We start from the raw sequence: 18,428 nt of genomic DNA, 5'->3' as shown, positions 1-18,428 counted from the left end.
TCGTGAAAGCCTTGAAATTGTTGATTTGCAGCAAAATGTTTGCTAACGTGTTTGTATATGGTTTGTTGCGTGGTTTAAACAACTAATTTAGTAAATAATTACCGACCAAGAAAGTCCGCGAGGACTTTCGTAAGTAGGCGAGAAGCCAGCAATAAATTATATACGGTGTTGTACTTTAGTGCTTTATCCCGAAATATATTCTAACAATTCAGAATTTGCTGCATTCATCATTATTCTAGCACGAACAGGACCTACATTGTATATTTTTTCAATCAAATCTTTTTCTTTTAAACCATATAAATCTCTAATTGTAACAAATTTAGAATCTATTAATCTTGCTTTTTGCCAATTTGTCAATGAGAGCACATTAATAGATTTACTAAGCATACTTTCAAGTGATTCACGATATTGTTCATCTTCTAGAATTGATGCTGATAAATTTTCAATTTTTTCATAATCGCTATGATTTTTACCGAAAGCTGTAAATTGTCTAATCGAGCGTAATTTTAATAGTTCAGTAGAGTATAGATTAGGATTAGAATCTAACGCAATGATGCAGCCATATTTAATTTCATACCTTATACCTAAATCGCCATGTGAACGTGTGCTAGTATCTAATTTTTTTATTATACCTGTATAAGTTAAAAGTCTCAAAGATTCTTTTATTGTTTCTGGAATATCTTTGTTAATCCAAAAATAGATACTAGATTTTTCATTCGCTATAACTGTTGGAATAACTGTTTTTTCTAAAAAATCTCTTCCCCAATCAATTAGAAATTGATGACCTTTATATTTTTCGCCTAATTCTGTGTGTTCAGACCATATTTTTACACGATAAAAATCTTTAATAACTTTATTTACTTCCGAAGTATTAAATTTTTCCATTTCTTGAATGGTTTTTAATAAAATTCTTGGATTTCCTCCACAGGATAAAGCTAAAGTGTTAAATAATTGTCCTTGGTCTTTAATATTCTTTTTTAAACTTGTATCAGCCTGTTTTAAAACCATTTTTTTGAAATATTCTAAATAGTCATTATCAGCAATATTTCTATCTAAAACTTCGTAAATGCAATCATGAATTGGTTCGAATGAATCTCCAAAGTGTGTAACTCCAGGATAAATAGCTGCATTACAAGTTATATATGGTGACCTTAAATCTTTAAATAAATTAAAAAATTGTCTTTGTTGTTCTGGTCTGAATACATGAGCTGCTTCATCAAAGAAAAAGTATATTCTGTCTAAATCATTCTCCTTACAGATTTCTTTAATTGCTTCTTTTACATCTTCGATATCAGGAAGTGTATCAATATCAACATCTGTTGTTCTTTTGTTGTAAGAATTTTCAAAAAGCTTTACAATTGTTTTTAAATTATTTTCAATTGTTTCTTCATTTTCAGATGTATCATTACTCAATAGAGTTTTAGAATAATTAGAAATTGATAATCCTTTTTTTCTTAATTTATTTAATAATGCTCTTAAAGTTTTAGCTAACATCCAATGATAAAATTGTAAATGGTCGCCAGTATTAATTAAAGAACTAATATTGAAAGAGATGAAAATTGATAAAGTAGATGTTTTCTTTTCTAAATTAATTTGGGATATTTTCATTAGAAACGATTTCCCTGTTCCTCTAGAGCCTTCTAAAAGACAAGGTTCGGAAGATGTAAGTGATTTAATAATTTTTTTATCATTTTCATTTTTTACAGCTAATGATATTATGTCATCATCTTTAATACTTTCTGTTCTTAATTTAAATTCACTCATATTTTATATTTCTTTTACTCCTCCTAGAAATTCTCTAATAGGTGATATATGCTGCATTTCTTCAAGCATGAATACAGATATTGTTTCTTTTTGTTGTTGATTAAATGTTTTTAAATATCTGCAACACATTACAAATATTAAAATTTCTGATACTATTTTATACAAGCTAAAATAATCTTTTTTTAAGTCTTCGTTATATTGAATTGTAAAACCACTTTTTGTCCAAGTTCCATTATTGCCATGTACAAATTCAGATAATTTACGATAAACATCTTTTGATTTGTTGTTGTAGCTTTTCATTAAGTCTTTTAATTCAGGGAAGAAAGCATTGCTAAATCTTACTGAAATAACTCCATTATCCTCATCTATTAATTTTGACCATTTTATATCATTTTTTCCTTTTATCCACTCATTATGTTCAAGTTTATGAACAGAAAAATGAATTGCACCAAGACCTAATTCAAAAGCTAATCTTAAGGAAGAATATGCTTGCCTGTACATGCCATAAATCATATTTAAAGTTGCAGATTCCAATTGTATCGCAACTGTTAAAATCATTTTCTTTTCGTTTTCATCAAATATATTTTCAGAAAACTCAGCAATAAATGATGCAAAATGATGAGTTTTACCTAAATTATCAACATCAGTAATCGTTTCGTTATAAATCTCTTGTGATTTTTCATTTAATTGACTCAGATATTGTTTGATGTTCATATTTTTCTCAGCATTAAGTACAACGGTCTTGTATATGAAAAGTAGCGTGTAAGTACCCAAATACTTTTCCGACTAAAATAACGTTATTAAATAAGCAATACAAATTAAGTTAGGCGATTATTTAGCTATTTTTTATATACGTTGTTGTGCAAAGTTTTTATTTGATATATTTGTTTGTATAATAAGTATATAAAAATATTTTAATGCAATTACTTCATACAATTGAAGATGTTCATAAAGTTTTTGACACTCAAGGAAGTAGTCCGCTACTTGTAACTTGCGATGATTTCAGAGATTGGGTATGTAAGTATGATAGGTTTCCTAAATATTTGTTTAACGAGTTGATAGCATCTGAATTTGCTAAAATATGGGGAATTAAAACACCCGAAACTTGTTTTATTAATGTTAAAAGAGAACATATTCCAAATGAAAAATTTCCACAATTACAGTTAGGTTGGTTTGAAAAGGAATGTTTCGGGTCTTTATATCTAGAAACTTCTAAAGAATTAGATCATACTATGGTGTCAATGTTTCAGGAAAAATCTTTTAGAGATAAAATATCTGATAAGACGGATTTTTTAAAAATAGCACTATTTGATATTTGGACAGCAAATGAAGATAGGAATCATAATAACTTTAATTTACTTTTATATGTTTCTCCTGATAAAATAAATTTTTTCTATGCAATCGACCACGTAAACATTTTTAATTCAACTTTTCTTGATTATGGAATAGCAGAATTGACAGAGGATGATTCAATAATTAAAACAGATATAGCAAAAATTTTATTTGGAAAAGATAGGAAATTAACAGACATTGTGAATAACTTGGTTGAAATGTTATACATTTGCACCAAAGAATGTGAAAATAAATTAGATGATATTTTAGATTTAGTACCTGACTCTTGGAATATCGATAAAGTCTTAATTAAGAAAAGAATTATTGATAATTTATTTTCTGATGATTGGAAAAATCAATGTGAATCGAACTTTAGAGAGTTTATACAATCTTTTGTAGCTAATTAAAATGAAAACTATTTATTCAATACTTTACGTTAATTTGAATACTACTCTTAATGAAAGAGTTAGTATAGGCGTTCTTGTGTCTAATGGTTCTAAAAATTATTTTAAATTCTCTTCGGACAAGCTTTCTGCTTTTAAAGGTATTTTAAATAGTGAGAGATATGGTTTAGTTAAAAGTTACCTTAAGTCAATTGATAAAGAGATTGTTTCTGATAATATAGTTGACTCTAATAAATTATTTATTAAAAGAGATTTTAAGAATGATTGGATTAATGAGAGTTATTTAGTTTATCTTTCTAGATATTCAAATAATATTATTCAGTTTTCTGAACCAAAAACGATTGATGTAGATTTAAATGATAATACATTTAAAAGAATTTTTGAAAAATATATTTTTAAATTTTCTGATGACACGAATGTTGAACCTGAATTTAATGTTCATTCTATAGTCAAAAAACAATTATTTCCTAAAATTCAAGAGAAAGTTAACATTGAAAAGACATTGACCTCTGATGATTTTGAAAATTTATTTGCACCAATAGATATAGATTTTATAGGTGTTAATGGAATACCTGTAGCTGGACAAACAATAGACTTTGAAAAAAGTCATTATTATCTTGAAAATGATGTTACTAGATTTGTGTCTTTAACAAAAGCTATAGAATTAGAAGGTGACTCTAGAGGAAAGTATTTTGTTTTGGGAAGAGAACCTCAAAAGAGAATAAATAAAAACCATTTGCTATGGGAACATATTAGAGATACTGAATTTCTAGAGTTTGTCGATATTAGTGAAGTCGGAATTATTGAAGATTACATTCAAAAAAATAATGTTAGACCTTTTTTTGATTAAAATTAGATACTAACAAATCGGAATGTTTTATTTTTCTTTTAATATTTCTGATTGATTTTATTTCCTAAATTTTTCAAACTTGCCGTAATTTTAAATTTTGCACAACGTGTTTGTGTATGGCTTAGTTGCGTGGTTTAGCGACTAAGTTAGCAAATACTCACGAACCTGAGAAAATTCCAGCGGAATTTTCGTACGTAATCTAAAAATAGCAATTAACTATACACGGTGTTAGCTTTTAGTGCTTTTTTTATCCGTTTTAAATTTATTTTATTCAGCTTTTAAGTCCGATTCCTCTCATTTTTCGCTTTTATTTTATTCCGCAAATTCGCTCAAATTCCGACCGTTTTTTAATTCAGGTTTGAGTGCGTAATTCCAGCGTTGTTTTTCCACTTCCGATTGCGCAAACAAGCTAAAAAGTCAACCGTAATTCATTCAGAGTTTGAGTGAGCAATTCCGCTGTTGTATTTCAATCCACGTTTGAGTGATGATTCCGAAAATTTTTGAAATTCCGCACACATTTTTTCTGATTTATCTACCTTAAAATTCTAAAAAAAAAATCGAAAAATAAACCAGGCTTTTTTCAAACCGCAAACTTGCTCCAGCATTAAAGCTAACGTGTTTGTGTATGATTTCGTTGCGTGTTTAAGCACTAAATTTAGCAAATAAATCACAGATAGAAAGTCCGCGAGGACTTTCGTAAGTAGGCTATAACTAGCAATGAATTATACACGGTGTTAGCCATTGTTATTTTATTCAAATTCAATATTCCAATTATTTCTCAATGACTGTAATTTAGGAACAATACAAGATTTTTTCTCATTTTCAGGCGAGACGAAAATTGGAACAAAATCACCTTTTTTTTTGTCGCTCATAATTGAAAAATCAGTTGTAAATGATTCTCCAATAATCTTGTTTCCGCTCAATGTTTGATATTCATAATGCACAATAATCCCTTGTCCAGCGTTAGATATTGGAAGTCCAGATTTTGGTATCATAGAAACGATTTTTCCTTTAAGCACTTTTCCAAATTTGCAGAGTTTGACCTCTTTTTTCAAGTTTCGAATTGAATAAATTAGAAAAGGTAATCCAATAACCAGAAATGGAATAGGAAATAGTAATAAGAAACCTGATTCAAAATCATATGGTTTTAAGTCTTTCAATATCGAATTTCCATTAAGTTCTTTAATTTGTATACTGTTTCCAATTTCTAATTTTTCTATTTTTCTTTCTTCAAGAACTTTATATTTAGATTCAGTTTCTTTTCCATTCTCTGAATATTTGTATGATATAATTGTTGGATGAACGCCATTAATAGTAACATTATACTGTGTATCAATATCTGTTATTTGGGCTGTAATTTGTTTTCCTTTAGTATTTATTAATTCATAATCAACTTTTGGTGTTTCATTTCCAAGTGATAAAAATATTATTAATAAAATTGTAGCAATGAATAATGGAAAAACAGTGAAACCAAACCCAAAAATTATTGATATCGGTTTCTTTTTCAAAATATTAATTATAGTCGAAAAGTTTACTTTTCTTGGTGTATTATTCATTCGTGAGTTTCGTTTTTCTAATAATGGCTAACGGTTTTGTATAAGATTAGTTGCGTGGTTTAGCACGTAATTTAGCAAATACAAACCGAATAGAAAATCCGCGAGGATTTTCGTAAGCAGGCTAGAACTAGCAATAAATTATATACGGTGTTAGCACCAGTTATATTTCTTTTTTAATTTCAACTTCGGCTGAAACAGGCATTCCATTTAGTTCGTATCTTTTAGCTGCAGCAATAACTCCTTTCAGTCTATTGACTTTTGATGTGTTATATATTGATTTACCATAAGTCGATAACCCTTCAACTGCATTATAAAAATATTCTTTAAGATTAGTACAAGAAAAAAACCATTTGTCTAAAACATATCTTTCGATTTCATAAGACGAATAAACTTTACCATTTTTTACATTCCAGTATTTAAGAAGTTGAATTAAATCTTTTATGACGTAATTATTTAGTCTGTGCTTTGTGTCCAATTCAGTTTTCATTCCACTTGGATTTGTAGAAATCCAGTCAGTATAGGAACTTGCAGGTGCTGGTATATAATATGTGCCCCAACTCACATAAGCAGGTGCTAACTCAAATTTTATAGAACTCATTTCAATCACAATTGTTGGTGACGATTGTTTAATGTCATTTCGAGAATAATTTGCCTCGGCAAATGTTTTCAATCGTGTCATTAAGGTTTGAGGTCGATAATTTGCACCATCGTTAAATACAACCATATAATCAACATCAGAATTTGGGTCTTTACTTCTTCTTAAAATTGTACGTCTGTCGTACGAACCAAAAACAAATTTTGAATTTAAATTATTAAAATGATTACCAAGTTTTCTTGATAATGTATTTATAGAGGTATCAATTGAGATTCTTTCCCATTCTGCAATTTTAATTGCGCTTACGGTATCTTGAAGATGTGTTAGTACTGACATTTTTAGAAGTTGCTCTGAATTTTTACAATAAGGTTATCAATGAATTTTTCGTTATTTGTCTTATTAAGACGATAAAACCAATCAGGAACTTTTTCAGGAACTGTACGCTCTGTAAATATCGTATCTTGAATTTGTCTTAAATTTTCCGAAGAAGGTACGCTTCTATTGGCTTTGTAATTTTCTAATTCCGCATCTATAAAGTTCAAAGTTTCATTTTTAGACTTTATATGACTTCTTAGTGATAATATATTTTGAACACTAAAAACAAGAAATGGAATAGATGGTGAAAGCAGAATTAATAAGTCGAAAAACCCAATGTTTTGAGTAAATCCGATTACAATATAAATTAGATAATAAACTATTGTAATCACCGAAAGAAAACCAACAAATTTCTTACGCTGATTAATTTCCCAAGAAAAATTGATTCTTTGGCAAAGTATGATTGCAATTTCTTTTGGTAGAGAATTGTCAATCTTTATAGAGTACCAATTTTGCAAGTCATTTTTTTTGTATTTGGAAGATAGTTCCTGAATTGTATCAACATTAACTTTGCTTTTACAGAGTATATTATTCCAAGATAGTCCGTATAATTCTGTGTCAAATTGTTCTTGAATTGTTGCACCTTGGGTTGTTTTACTCTTTCTGTATAGCTCGGTCAATAAGTAAGCAACAGTCCATAAAACTCCAAAAGCATTTATAGGATTTTGAAATTCGGGTTTAATCAAAGCAATTAAAGGAAATGATATGGCTATTAGAATACTAATGACATCAAAAAACTGAAATCTTTTACATTGGCTATAGGCAATTCTTTGTGCTTTTAGTAGCTCAATTAGGTTGGGATTATTTTGTTCAGTTGTAATATTGTTCATAGTTGCGTTCTAATTGGTGCTAACGTGTTTGTGTATGGTTAGTTGCGTGGTTAAGCAACTAATTTAGTAAACAAATACTTGCCAGAGAAAATTCCGCAGGAATTTTCGCAAGTAAGCTCTAAAAAGCAATTAATTATACACGGTGTTGCCAGTAGTATTTTATTCCATTCGCCTAAATTCAGTCGCTCCTTGAATTGCTCCAATAGATTCAAATACTTCGTCTTGGTCTTGTAATTTATCCCAACCCATTTTGGATAATTCTGTTCTTACTTGCTCTTCTGTTTTTTCTTTTACAAAATAATAGTAAGCAAAATCAACAACTTCCATTGGAACTCTTTCAAGTTGATATGCAATTAAACCTGAGGAAAGTCTTAAAGCACCAACAAAATAGGTGATTACTAATTGTAAAATCCAACTGATTAATAATCCTATCCAACCGGTATTTAGCTTTTTAATCGTTAATCCAGCTTCAAATCTTGCTTGCATAAATTCCCAAAAACTAAAAGGTTGAAAGTTATTTTCATTTAATATTATTTGATATTGAAAATACTGATTTGAAATATATGTTATAAGAATCATTCCGATTAATAGGTAGTGCAAATGGTCATAGAAAGTGTAATTACTCACTTTAATAAGCTGTTTTAAAACAAAGCCCATTATAATTGCGACTCCAACTTCAAAAATTCCAATTATGTATATTCCGTTTACAGAAAGATATGCAACAATAAAACCTAATAATAAAGAAGTAATTAAACCTCCAACGATTGGAATCCATATTTGAGGTTCTTTTCTGATTTTTGGTTGTGGTAGGTTTTCAGGGATTTCATAATCATCCCAATTATTTTTTTTCTCTACTTCTTTCTCTAATTCAGCTAAAGTTTCTCTGTCAAATTCCTGTTCAGTTTTTTTAAATGCGTGAATAAATAATTTTACTCGTTTAGAATTTCGTCCATTATCCCACATTTCGTTTCCAAGCGAAACACTTTTTATTGTCAACTTACCGTAATCGAAAGAAATAGCTATTTTTTCAGTCCATCGATTCCAATCTCCTTTTCGTTTAGCTTCAGCACTTTTTTCATCTTGGTAGACTAAATCCCAACCTAACTTTTCAAAAGTTTGAATTACAATCGGAATAATTACAGTTTTATTTAAATCCGTTCTTATTTCTTCTTCAAATTTTGGTGTCCAATTGAAGCTATGTTTCTTCTTTATTGTGGATTCGTATTTCTTTAGTTCGTCGGTCATTTTATATTACTGGCAACGGTCTAGGCTATGAGTAGTTGCGTGTTTTAGCACTTAACTTTACAAGTACACACCAAGTTGGGAATTCCTCAGAAATTTCCAAAATAGGCGAGAACAAGCAATTACTTATAGCCATTGTTGGCATTTCGTTTTTTATATAGACAATAACTTTTCATAGTCATATTTGTCATATTCTTTTCGGTCCTCTTTTTTTAATTTTACTATTTCGTTTTTAACTTGAACTCTATACCAATATTCAGGTTTTGTTCGAGAAAAGGAACTAATTTTAAGCACAACTTCAGGATTCAGTTTTCTTTTACCCGTTAAATATTTATGAAGGTTACTGTCTCTCATTCCAAAATATTTAGCTAAATCTTTTTTGGTAATGTCAAAGACCTTTAAGTACAATTTCACAAAGTCCAAAATGTCAAGAATCTCATTTTCTTTAATATCATCTCTTTCAATATAGTCTTCTAGTTTATATTGAATGGAAAGAAGTTTATTTCTAATTTTTCTTTCTTTAGGTTGATTGTCAGAATGCTTTCTGACAAACTCATTTATTTTATTGAGTTTGTCATCGTTCCAAATATCTTTAGGTAAGATTTCTATATTTTTCATAACCTTCTAATTTAAAAATTCATTAATGAGTTTTTCACTACCTTCAGGTAGAATAATCATTGTTGTAGATGTGTCTAATCTCACAGCATTATACTTTTTACTATACAACGTCATTAGTTTTGTTTCATTCACTTTTTTTTCTTCTAGTACATCAAAAGCGAGATAACCTTCTTTGTCATTAATGAAACTTTGTCTACAAGCAAAAGCTATTAAACAACCTGCAACTCTTTCGTATCTTTTTTTATCACCTCTGTTATGCGGTGCAACCTCAACAAAAGCCATATAAACTTGATGAGGACTTTTAGTATCTATTATCAAACATCCCTCAATTATTTCAGGTGTTTTGTCAGTCGTTAAGATGTAAGTCTCGTAATCCTTCGTTTTTGAGTGTTTACTAAAATTAAATCTCCATCCTTCATTTAGCGAAGGTAATTTCGACTTGTTTTTTGTCACCAAATAAATTTGGGATTTAATTTCGGATTTGGTTGCCGTTTCTAGGATTTTTACATTCATTCAAATCTTTGTTATAAGTCAAAGATACGAAAATTATACAAATTGTACAATTATTTTTTAAATGAATGCCAACGTGTTTGTATATGGTTTGTTGCGTGGTTAAGCAACTAAGTTAACAAATAAAAACCGAATAGAAAATCCGCGAGGATTTTCGTAAGTAGGCTAGGACCAAGCAATAAATTATATACAGTGTTGTGCATAGTTTTTATTCTTTCTTCTTCATTTCAGGTTTTCCAATCTGTTCTAATTTCAAGTTTAGTTCTTTCCGTCTTCTTTGAAGTTTCAAAGGTTGAATAAAAGTAAAATCGAACAGAGCTTCTATAACTTCGATTAGCCATTCAGCCTCTCCATTTTCTACAGATACTATTTCTCCCGTATTTTTGTTTTTAGTTGGGTGAGCAGCTAAATTTCCAATGTTCCTAACAGCATCAACAGCATCAGTTAAATGTGAAGGAATTCCTTCTAATTCAATAAAATTTTGAATTTCTTGAACCAAAGTCTTTTCTTTAATTTTATATTCTTCTCTTAAAATATTTTGCAAAAGTCTTCTGCTTAATGCAGCAGATGCTTTAGGACTTGCTGAAAGAACTTTTACGGATTCCTCATAATCCTCTAAATATAATTTTGGAATATCATCTGAATTTGTAAAATTCTCCTTTTTAGGATATATCATTTTTTGCCATTCTATATCCTCAAAGTAGTCCATTCCAATATTGTCATATTCTAATTCACCTCTTTGCAGATAAACAACTATTTCTTCACAATTTGGGCAAGTTGAGTATGCTATTTTAGTTCCTTTAGATTCCTCTTCATCAACTTTCATCGCTTGAGTGGTTTTCCATTCGTATTTTGCAGCAGTGGAACAGTGTGGACAAATCATATTAATTAAGTGGGCTTGTGAAAATGTTCATATATTCTAAATTATTATCAACGAAAGCTTCTAAAAATCCAATTAGAACTCCTTCTTTTATGATGTTGTATTTTTCATAAACACCAGTATAACCATTGAAAATTTTGTTTATGATATTTTCTGTCACTTCAAAATCTACAGGTCCATTTTCTGCAGCGATAGAGGTTTTAGCATCAGCCAAATATTCATTAAAATTTCCTTTGTCAAATTTTTCTTCCAATTCAAAATTAAAATGTTCCATATGTTTCTTCAAATTATGCACAACGGTTTTGTGTATGATTAGTGGCGTGTTTAAGCAACTAATTTAGTAAATAAAAACCGAATAGAAAATCCGCGAGGATTTTCGTAAGTAGGCGAGAACTAGCCATTAATTATACACGTTGTTGCCACACGTTTTTTATTCCTTTTTCATATTTTTTTTAGTTCATTTTAGTGGCATTGGTGGTGGCGGAATTTGCCTGAAATAATCAAAGAAAACTCTTAATTCGATAGAGTCATTTATTTCTTCTTTTATCTCGTCAAATGTGCTTGTTAGTTTTATCAACACCTCTTTAAGTTCTTTTCCGTTTTTACTCGTATCGATTGTTACTTCAACAAGTGCTTTTTGAGGTGAATCGGAATAATAAGGAACCTTACCTTTATTCAAATAGTGTCTCTTTAAAATTCGTTTCAGTTCATCGATTGAATATCCATCGTCAATTAAAATTGAGTCAGATTTTATTCGTAAAATATTCTTCTGTTTTATTAATCCTTCGTCATAAACATAAGGCGTTAATCGTTTTTTTATTTTGTTATCTTCAAACTCTACTTTAAGTTGCCCATAACTTTCTTCTTGAAAAGAACTAATTCTATTAGTTATTTGCTTAAAATTTAAGTCAGTCGTATCAAGTCCGATTAATTCTCCAACATCTATTTTAAATTCTCGGTCAGTTGGATATTCACGAATCTCACTCGGTTCAATTTCCGCTTGTTTTGTTCTGTCTTTCTGTCTGCAAGAAATCAGAATTCCGAATATTAATGCTATGTAGATTGCTTTTTTCAAATGTGTGGCAACGGTCTCGGCTATGAACAGTTGGGGATTTTATGCCCTAACTTTTCGGTTTAACACCAACCTTAGTTTTATGTTTATACTTTCGTTTTATCACTTTCGCCCCAATTGTTTATAGCCATTGTTGCCAGTAGTACTTTATTCCATTTTAATTTTCAATAGTCCAGCAAAAGTCGCACACCATAGGTTTCCATTTTCATCTATCGTAATACTTTGTATATAAGTACTTGGAACGTTTGAATTTTCTGGCGTGAAAGTTTGCCAATTTTCGCCATCGAACATTGAAAGTCCAACTCTGTTCAAACTTAACCAAATTCGATTGTTTTTTTCGTCAATTGCAAAGTCCAAAACATCGTTTCTTGGAATGTCTGTATTTTCGGTATTTATAATTTCCCAAGTTCCATCAGTTTTGAATTTTGCAAATCCTTTTGTTTGGGGAAATTTCTCGTATAATGAGAACCAAATATTTCCTTCAGAATCTTCGTGTCCTTTGATTAGAGTTGAAGTAGCTAAAGGCGTTTCAGAATCTTTAAATTCTGTTACAGTTTGCCCATCTATTCTAATATTTCCTTTATTGGTTCCAATCCAAAGCCTGTTTTTACTGTCTCTAAAAACTCCCATAACTCGATTAGAAGGAAGTTTTGTGTTTATAGAATCCATTACAGACCAATTTTGACCATCATAAACAACCAAACCTTTGAAAGTAGTAAAATATACATTGTTTGATTTGTCAGCATAAATTTTTGTTGACCATCTCATTTTTGAATTTAGAGAATCATAAACAGTCCAATTTTTATCATCAAATTTATACGCATTGTATCCATCTGAAAACCATTTGTTATTTTGACTATCAACAACTGCATCCATTATAGAATTGGATTTGTTTTTATTATATTTTGTAACTCTTAAAGGTGAATTAGTTTGATTTATCAATTCCATTTTCTGATTTACGATTTTCACAATTCCATTGTCTGTACCAAACCAAATAACATTATTTTTGTCAATAGTAATTGCACGTGACATATCCCAAGGAATAATTGAATTTTGTGTTGTAAATACTTCAATAGAATTGGGGTCAAGTTTGTTTTTATATTTTCCTTTTCTATCAATCTCAACTGGTCCTACCGATTTCATATTTGACTGATTTTTTGTGTCAAATCGTTTATATTTTGTCTCGACCTGTCCATTACTAAATGTGAACTCCAAAACTACTGTCGCACTTTGTTCTTTTCCATTACTAATAGCTGGCTTCCAATTAGACATTGAATTAATTTTGTCTTTTAGATTAAGTTTTTTAATGCTTTTGTTTGTATTTGATTGAAGACTTTTAACACATTGATTTCCAATTGAGTCAATTATGACTTGAACAAAAATTTGTCCGCTTAATTTTGGCGAAATGTTGGTCAATTGTTTTTTGAAGTATTCATTTATGTCTGACTTCGATTGTGCTTTTGTCTCTCCACAATCCAAACAGAAACTAAATCTTGCTTGATGGCAATCATCGAATTGTTCAGAGAATAGATTTTGGGCTGTACTATTGAAAAATGTCAATAGAATTAATAACGTTAAAATTTGTTTCGTCATTTTTTTCAGTATTACTGGCAACGGTTAGGCTATGAGTAGTTGCGTAAATTTAGCAATAATTTCCCAAGTACACACCAATCTGAAAATCCGCGAGGATTTTCAGAAGTAGGCGAGTAGAAGCAATTACTTATAGCCATTGTTGTAATGCGTTTTTATTTCGTTTTTTCAATTATTGTTTTTGTCAGTTGTTTTAAAAATTCATCTGTCAAATTTCGATTATATCCATATAATTCGTGCCAGTCTTTATCCATTGGCATTCCAACACACATCATTACGCTCGGAATTTGGATGTAATAATTTTCGAGAATTAAGATTCCATTTTCATAATAGTATTCTGTAAATTTCCACGCATCATCTTCGTTTTTAAAATCGGGACTTTTTTCCGCAATTTTCACGAAGAGAATTTTTCCATTTTCAAAATATAATTCTGAATCAAGATAAGTTCCGCTATTTTGAAATTTACTTTCCACATAGACTTTATTTGTGTATAGTTTTGCTTCGTGTTTTATACTGTCAGTTTCAAATTTTCGCTTTTCGAGTATTTTATTGGACTGTTCGTTAAGTTTAGCAGATTTTATTTCGATTTGTCGCATTTTAAGACTGTCAGATTGTGAGAAAATCAATCCACAATTAAAAATCAAAATAAGTATGATTATTATTTTCTTCATTATTTTTCTCAAATGCATTACAACGGTCTTGTGTATGGTTAGTTGCGTGGTTAAACAACTAAGTTAGCAAACTTTTACGAACCCGAGAAAATTCCGCAGGAATTTTCGCAAGTAGGCACTTAAAAAGCAATTAATTATACACGTTGTTAGCTACTTTAGTGCGTACAGACCAAAGTGAAAGCTTTGAGTTAGTCTGTTCTCTAAGCGCAAACATTGAGATGCTGAAACTAATCAACCGCAAAAATGCTGGATTATTTATAACGTCCACTTTAATTCCAGCGTCCATTGTAAAAATGCGATGCCTTTCGACGCATCTGGTTGCGCAGTTTCTCATAGCAATGACGCTTTTTTTTGGAAAAGAACGATACAGAACGTAAGCCTTAACTTTCTGAGAAATGCCGAATGCAGGAACAGAAATAAGCGGATTTTCCAACGAAATAGAATACTTAAACAACTTAAAAAAATACGCTGAAAAATTGTTTCGGGACAGCACGAGATATTTGCAGAAAACGCAACGACCTTTGTGCGTTTAGTTCTCCAAGAAAAAGTTTTTCGAGCTAAAAGTTAATAGATATAAAACTAAATTTCGGACAGCATTTCAAATTGTAAATACTAACGAAAAAACACTCGGCACGTATTGTTGCTAACGTGTTTGTGTATGGTTAGTTGCGATGTTAAGCAACTAAGTTAACAAACATTTACGAACCCGAGAAAATTCCGCAGGAATTTTCGCAAGTAAGCAAGTAAAAAGCAATTAATTATACACGGTGTTGCCAACAGTATTTTATTTTTTCCGATTATGAAATTCAGTCAGAATTTTTTGTTTTTCCAATTCCGAAAGTCCAAAATCATTTATTAATTCAGGTCGAAAAGGTGGAATTCTGTTGTCAATCATTAAAACATTTTGAACCAAATATTCGCCAACTTTCAATTCGTTTCCTAAACAACCAGATTGATAATAAACAGAATAAATTGTGTCATTAATCGCATTTGAAATCAGTTCAGGTTTGTTTTTGAAATTCTTTTTTCTCAATAATCTCTCGTAAGCAATTGCTTTTATATTCCCATTTGGAAATTCCGTAAGTTTTAGAAGTTCAGATTCTGTTGCATTTTCCATAATCCATTTTCTACTTTCTATTTCCTCAGGCATTGCTCTTCCATTTCCTCCAATTCCGCTCGAAATAGATTGATATTCATAAACACTAATAGAATCTTTAATATTTCTTTCAATTCCGTTCCAATTAAATGTCCAACTTTTTTCATAGCCAGAAGTTAACGCAGCAATAATTCCAATTCCGAGTATTGTCAGGATTGGAAATAAAATCGAAAATCGACTTCGTTTGTTAGTGTTTCTGCGTTTTTTCATATTGTTGGCAACGGTTTTGTGTATGATTTGTAGCGTTATTTAAGCAAGTAAGTTAGCAAATAAAAACCAAAATAGAAAAACCGAGAGGTTTTTCGACAGTAGGCAAGAAGCAGCTATAAATTATATACATTGTTAGCTATGAGTAGGCGCGCACAGACTTTGGTAAATCAGAGGTGTTATTTTTCCAGCCGAAAGCAAACACTTTAAATGCGTAGCCTAGAGTTAGCAGAAATGCTGAACACGATTACATGTTTTTTATTTAAGAAGCCATTGCAGATAAGCTGTGCCCAATTCACGCATGTGTTTGCTTATTCGACTAAAGCACTGACACCTTTTTTTATTTTTCAGCGCAAACTTGCTAACGCATGACNATAGAGAACGATCTTAATGCGTTTTATTTTAAAAAAAGGAATAATAGCACAAAGTTCACAGAAAAGGAAACGGCAAAACGAGAGGCTTTAATCTTCTAAAGAGGAACGGAAGTTTGTTTGCGACTATTATTGCTAACGGTTTTGTGTATGGTTAGTTGCGTGGTTAAGCAACTAAATTAGCAAACTTTCACGAACCTGCGAATATTCCGAAGGAATATTCGCAAGTAGGCTAGAACCTAGCAATTAATTATACACGGTGTTAGCTGTAGTTATTATTCCGTTTTTAACTTTCCCACGTTATATGGTTTAATGTTCCATCTTTATTGATATTCACAACTAAGAGCTGATTACAAGACTCTCCACCAATGTCAATTGAATAGTCAAAAGTTCCGAAATAAGAAGCTTGTGGATAAATTCCAACTCTTATAAGATTCAGTTTTTCCATTAAAAGACTATTTCTCGAATCTTTTCGATTTTTCAAGTTTATTATTCCAGCTAATTCACTTTCGTCAAGTTCATCAAGATAGAAATTCAAATAGTCAGATACTTCACTTGCGTCTTGTTCAAAATCCGATTTTATATAACTTTGATTTTGAATATCAAATTCAGGTATTTTGTTTACGAATTCTAGGATTTTATTTAATTTAGATTGATTTATTGATTCAATCTCAAAATTTATATCCAATTTCATTATTCGCTTTCCATAATTCAATTTCCAATTGTAATAATTCTCTAACTTTTCAATGTCAATTTCTGTAAAATCTGGTTTCTCCAAAATTCTGATTTCTACTTTACTATTTTCAGGTACTTTTTTATTTTTTTTAAAAAGGTCAAATATTCCCATTTTTCGTTTTTCAGAATTGAGTGAGTTAATTACAGCTAACGGAATTGTGTATGGTTAGTTGCGTGGTTAAGCAACTAATTTAGCAAATAAATCACAGATAGAATATTCCGCAGGAATGTTCGTAAGTTGGCAGTGACCTAGCAATTAATTATACACGGTGTTGTGCGTTCGTTTTTTTTAATGTCTATTGTCACAAAATATTCTTATTGAAGGTTCATTTTTGTAAATGAAGTCAACTGTCGAACATCCAAATGAATTTCCATAAAGGCCATAAATCATTGGTGGCTTGTTTTTAAATAGTTCTCCAGTCCAACTATAGTAGTGTTCCATTTTGTCATCAGATGATTTATAAACTGGACTTATGTTTATACTTTCGCTACTATTATAATTTAGTTCTGTTGTTATTTTATTTGTAGTTGTATCTATTACAACAAGTTGATGCTTTTGAACACGAGAGCGATTATTCTTATTAGAAATATGACTTTGAATAAAATATTTAAACTTCGATATCGAAAGAGTGTAGGTTTCAAGAGTTATATTATCTGTAGTTGTCTGTTTGTCAATAATAGTTTCTTTCAAGGGGAAATTAAGATTATCAGTCCTGTTCCAAATCAATGGTTTGATTTTTCCAGTCTGAAAAGGATTTGTTTTTCCTATGTAGGCAAAGTTCTGCCCTTTTGTTGTGAATTTATCTTCTAAGTTTAATCCAATCATATATTCGTCTTCTGTTAGATTTCTATCGCCCTTACTATATGGGTTTACATATGCTATCGCAGTTAAATTACTTGTTGGATACTTAAAGATTGAATCTTTGTCAAAGTTAAATATGTAAAGAGTATCTCTATTCGAAATCTCCATTGTCTTAAAAATCTTTTTTCTTTGGGTTTTGTTAAATTTCACAGGGTCTTTACCCAAATCGTTTTCTGGTATTATAGTGCTCTTATTCTCATTAAAGTCTAAAGGATATATTTCGGAAAGATTAACAAAACCTTGACTTGTTTTATCATAAGATTTATTGTAAGGACTTGCGTAAAAAAGCCCTATATCGGAATAGTTGTAAAAATCTGACAAAAATGTACTAAATACATAAACCGTATCATTGTCTTTATCAACACCAAGCCATTCACCTTTTATTTTTTTTCCTTCATCTTCTATTTGGTCAAATATTTCTGTATTTTCAAGTATTTTAAGTCGTGTATTTAAAGGAAATTTATCTAAAATAATTCCATTAGGTGAATCTCTATAATTTAAGCCAGACTTAGCATTAACAAATTTATGTATGTAATATTTTGGTTTTTGAATTTTGTTTTGAGCAATCACCGAATCTTGAAGTAGTTTTTTTTTCTTTTTTATTTCAATTTGCTTTTCAGTTTTGTCTGTCTTTTGTTTGGTTGCATTTTCTTTACAACTAATAGCTAAAAGCGTTATTGAGAGAAGAAGTAGTTTTAAATAAAATTTCATTTTTTTCTGTTTCGCTCGATTTTTGTCAAATGACGCACAACGGTCTCGTATATGATTTGTTGCGTGTTATAAGCGAGTAAGTTAGCAAATAAAAACC

At 30.1% G+C, this 18,428-nt stretch carries 18 protein-coding genes; 2 read left to right on the top strand and 16 right to left on the bottom strand.

The window, feature by feature from the left end; genetic code table 11:
• Positions 1 to 183 precede the first annotated feature (183 nt).
• A complete protein-coding gene (locus tag ABD730_RS13125) occupies positions 184 to 1,764 on the bottom strand; it encodes a hypothetical protein (RefSeq protein WP_344715285.1) in 1,581 nt (526 codons plus the stop codon).
• A gap of 3 nt (positions 1,765 to 1,767) precedes the next feature.
• A complete protein-coding gene (locus tag ABD730_RS13120; protein ID WP_344715282.1) occupies positions 1,768 to 2,478 on the bottom strand; it encodes a hypothetical protein in 711 nt (236 codons plus the stop codon).
• A gap of 203 nt (positions 2,479 to 2,681) precedes the next feature.
• Here ABD730_RS13120 and ABD730_RS13115 point away from each other — a divergent pair, with 203 nt between their 5' ends.
• Entirely contained in the window at positions 2,682 to 3,503 is an 822-nt protein-coding gene (locus tag ABD730_RS13115) for a HipA family kinase (protein WP_215967207.1), read from the top strand.
• Between the two features lies 1 nt (position 3,504).
• Complete coding sequence (locus tag ABD730_RS13110; RefSeq protein ID WP_215967206.1) at positions 3,505 to 4,350, top strand: hypothetical protein; 846 nt, start codon at positions 3,505 to 3,507, stop codon at positions 4,348 to 4,350.
• Positions 4,351 to 5,099: 749 nt separating this feature from the next.
• Here ABD730_RS13110 and ABD730_RS13105 read toward each other — a convergent pair.
• The 14 genes from ABD730_RS13105 to ABD730_RS13040 form a co-directional block, all read right to left on the bottom strand.
• A complete protein-coding gene (locus ABD730_RS13105) occupies positions 5,100 to 5,906 on the bottom strand; it encodes a hypothetical protein (protein WP_179350081.1) in 807 nt (268 codons plus the stop codon).
• 160 nt (positions 5,907 to 6,066) lie between these two features.
• Positions 6,067 to 6,837: an SMODS domain-containing nucleotidyltransferase gene (locus ABD730_RS13100; protein WP_344715277.1), complete on the bottom strand. Its 771-nt coding sequence runs from the start codon at positions 6,835 to 6,837 to the stop codon at positions 6,067 to 6,069.
• 2 nt (positions 6,838 to 6,839) lie between these two features.
• A complete protein-coding gene (locus tag ABD730_RS13095) occupies positions 6,840 to 7,706 on the bottom strand; it encodes an S-4TM family putative pore-forming effector (RefSeq protein WP_344715275.1) in 867 nt (288 codons plus the stop codon).
• Between the two features lie 159 nt (positions 7,707 to 7,865).
• Entirely contained in the window at positions 7,866 to 8,951 is a 1,086-nt protein-coding gene (locus ABD730_RS13090) for a hypothetical protein (RefSeq protein ID WP_344715273.1), read from the bottom strand.
• A gap of 150 nt (positions 8,952 to 9,101) precedes the next feature.
• Entirely contained in the window at positions 9,102 to 9,566 is a 465-nt protein-coding gene (locus ABD730_RS13085; protein WP_344715271.1) for a helix-turn-helix transcriptional regulator, read from the bottom strand.
• A gap of 6 nt (positions 9,567 to 9,572) precedes the next feature.
• On the bottom strand, positions 9,573 to 10,079 hold the full coding sequence (locus ABD730_RS13080; protein ID WP_344715269.1) for a hypothetical protein: 507 nt from the start codon (positions 10,077 to 10,079) through the stop codon (positions 9,573 to 9,575).
• Between the two features lie 205 nt (positions 10,080 to 10,284).
• Positions 10,285 to 10,959, bottom strand: a complete 675-nt coding sequence (locus ABD730_RS13075) for a DUF4145 domain-containing protein (protein WP_344715267.1) — start codon at positions 10,957 to 10,959, stop codon at positions 10,285 to 10,287.
• A 1-nt stretch (position 10,960) separates the two neighbouring features.
• Positions 10,961 to 11,230: a hypothetical protein gene (locus ABD730_RS13070; RefSeq protein ID WP_344715262.1), complete on the bottom strand. Its 270-nt coding sequence runs from the start codon at positions 11,228 to 11,230 to the stop codon at positions 10,961 to 10,963.
• 183 nt (positions 11,231 to 11,413) lie between these two features.
• Positions 11,414 to 12,031, bottom strand: coding sequence for a hypothetical protein (locus ABD730_RS13065; protein ID WP_344715260.1), 618 nt, complete (start codon positions 12,029 to 12,031; stop codon positions 11,414 to 11,416).
• 144 nt (positions 12,032 to 12,175) lie between these two features.
• A complete protein-coding gene (locus ABD730_RS13060; RefSeq protein ID WP_344715258.1) occupies positions 12,176 to 13,621 on the bottom strand; it encodes a ligand-binding sensor domain-containing protein in 1,446 nt (481 codons plus the stop codon).
• 152 nt (positions 13,622 to 13,773) lie between these two features.
• Positions 13,774 to 14,289, bottom strand: a complete 516-nt coding sequence (locus ABD730_RS13055; RefSeq protein ID WP_344715256.1) for a hypothetical protein — start codon at positions 14,287 to 14,289, stop codon at positions 13,774 to 13,776.
• A 784-nt stretch (positions 14,290 to 15,073) separates the two neighbouring features.
• Positions 15,074 to 15,655: a hypothetical protein gene (locus tag ABD730_RS13050; protein ID WP_344715254.1), complete on the bottom strand. Its 582-nt coding sequence runs from the start codon at positions 15,653 to 15,655 to the stop codon at positions 15,074 to 15,076.
• 654 nt (positions 15,656 to 16,309) lie between these two features.
• Positions 16,310 to 16,870, bottom strand: coding sequence for a DUF2004 domain-containing protein (locus ABD730_RS13045; protein ID WP_344715252.1), 561 nt, complete (start codon positions 16,868 to 16,870; stop codon positions 16,310 to 16,312).
• A gap of 177 nt (positions 16,871 to 17,047) precedes the next feature.
• The gene (locus ABD730_RS13040) at positions 17,048 to 18,331 is read right to left on the bottom strand and encodes a hypothetical protein (protein ID WP_179350080.1); all 1,284 of its coding nucleotides are present in this window, start codon (positions 18,329 to 18,331) and stop codon (positions 17,048 to 17,050) included.
• Between the last annotated feature and the right edge of the window lie 97 nt (positions 18,332 to 18,428).

This window comes from Winogradskyella damuponensis (genome assembly GCF_039538385.1).
GTDB classification, from domain to species: Bacteria; Bacteroidota; Bacteroidia; order Flavobacteriales; family Flavobacteriaceae; genus Winogradskyella; species Winogradskyella damuponensis.
Note: the sequence above shows the minus strand (reverse complement) of the source record. Positions and strands in the feature narration are given on the sequence as shown.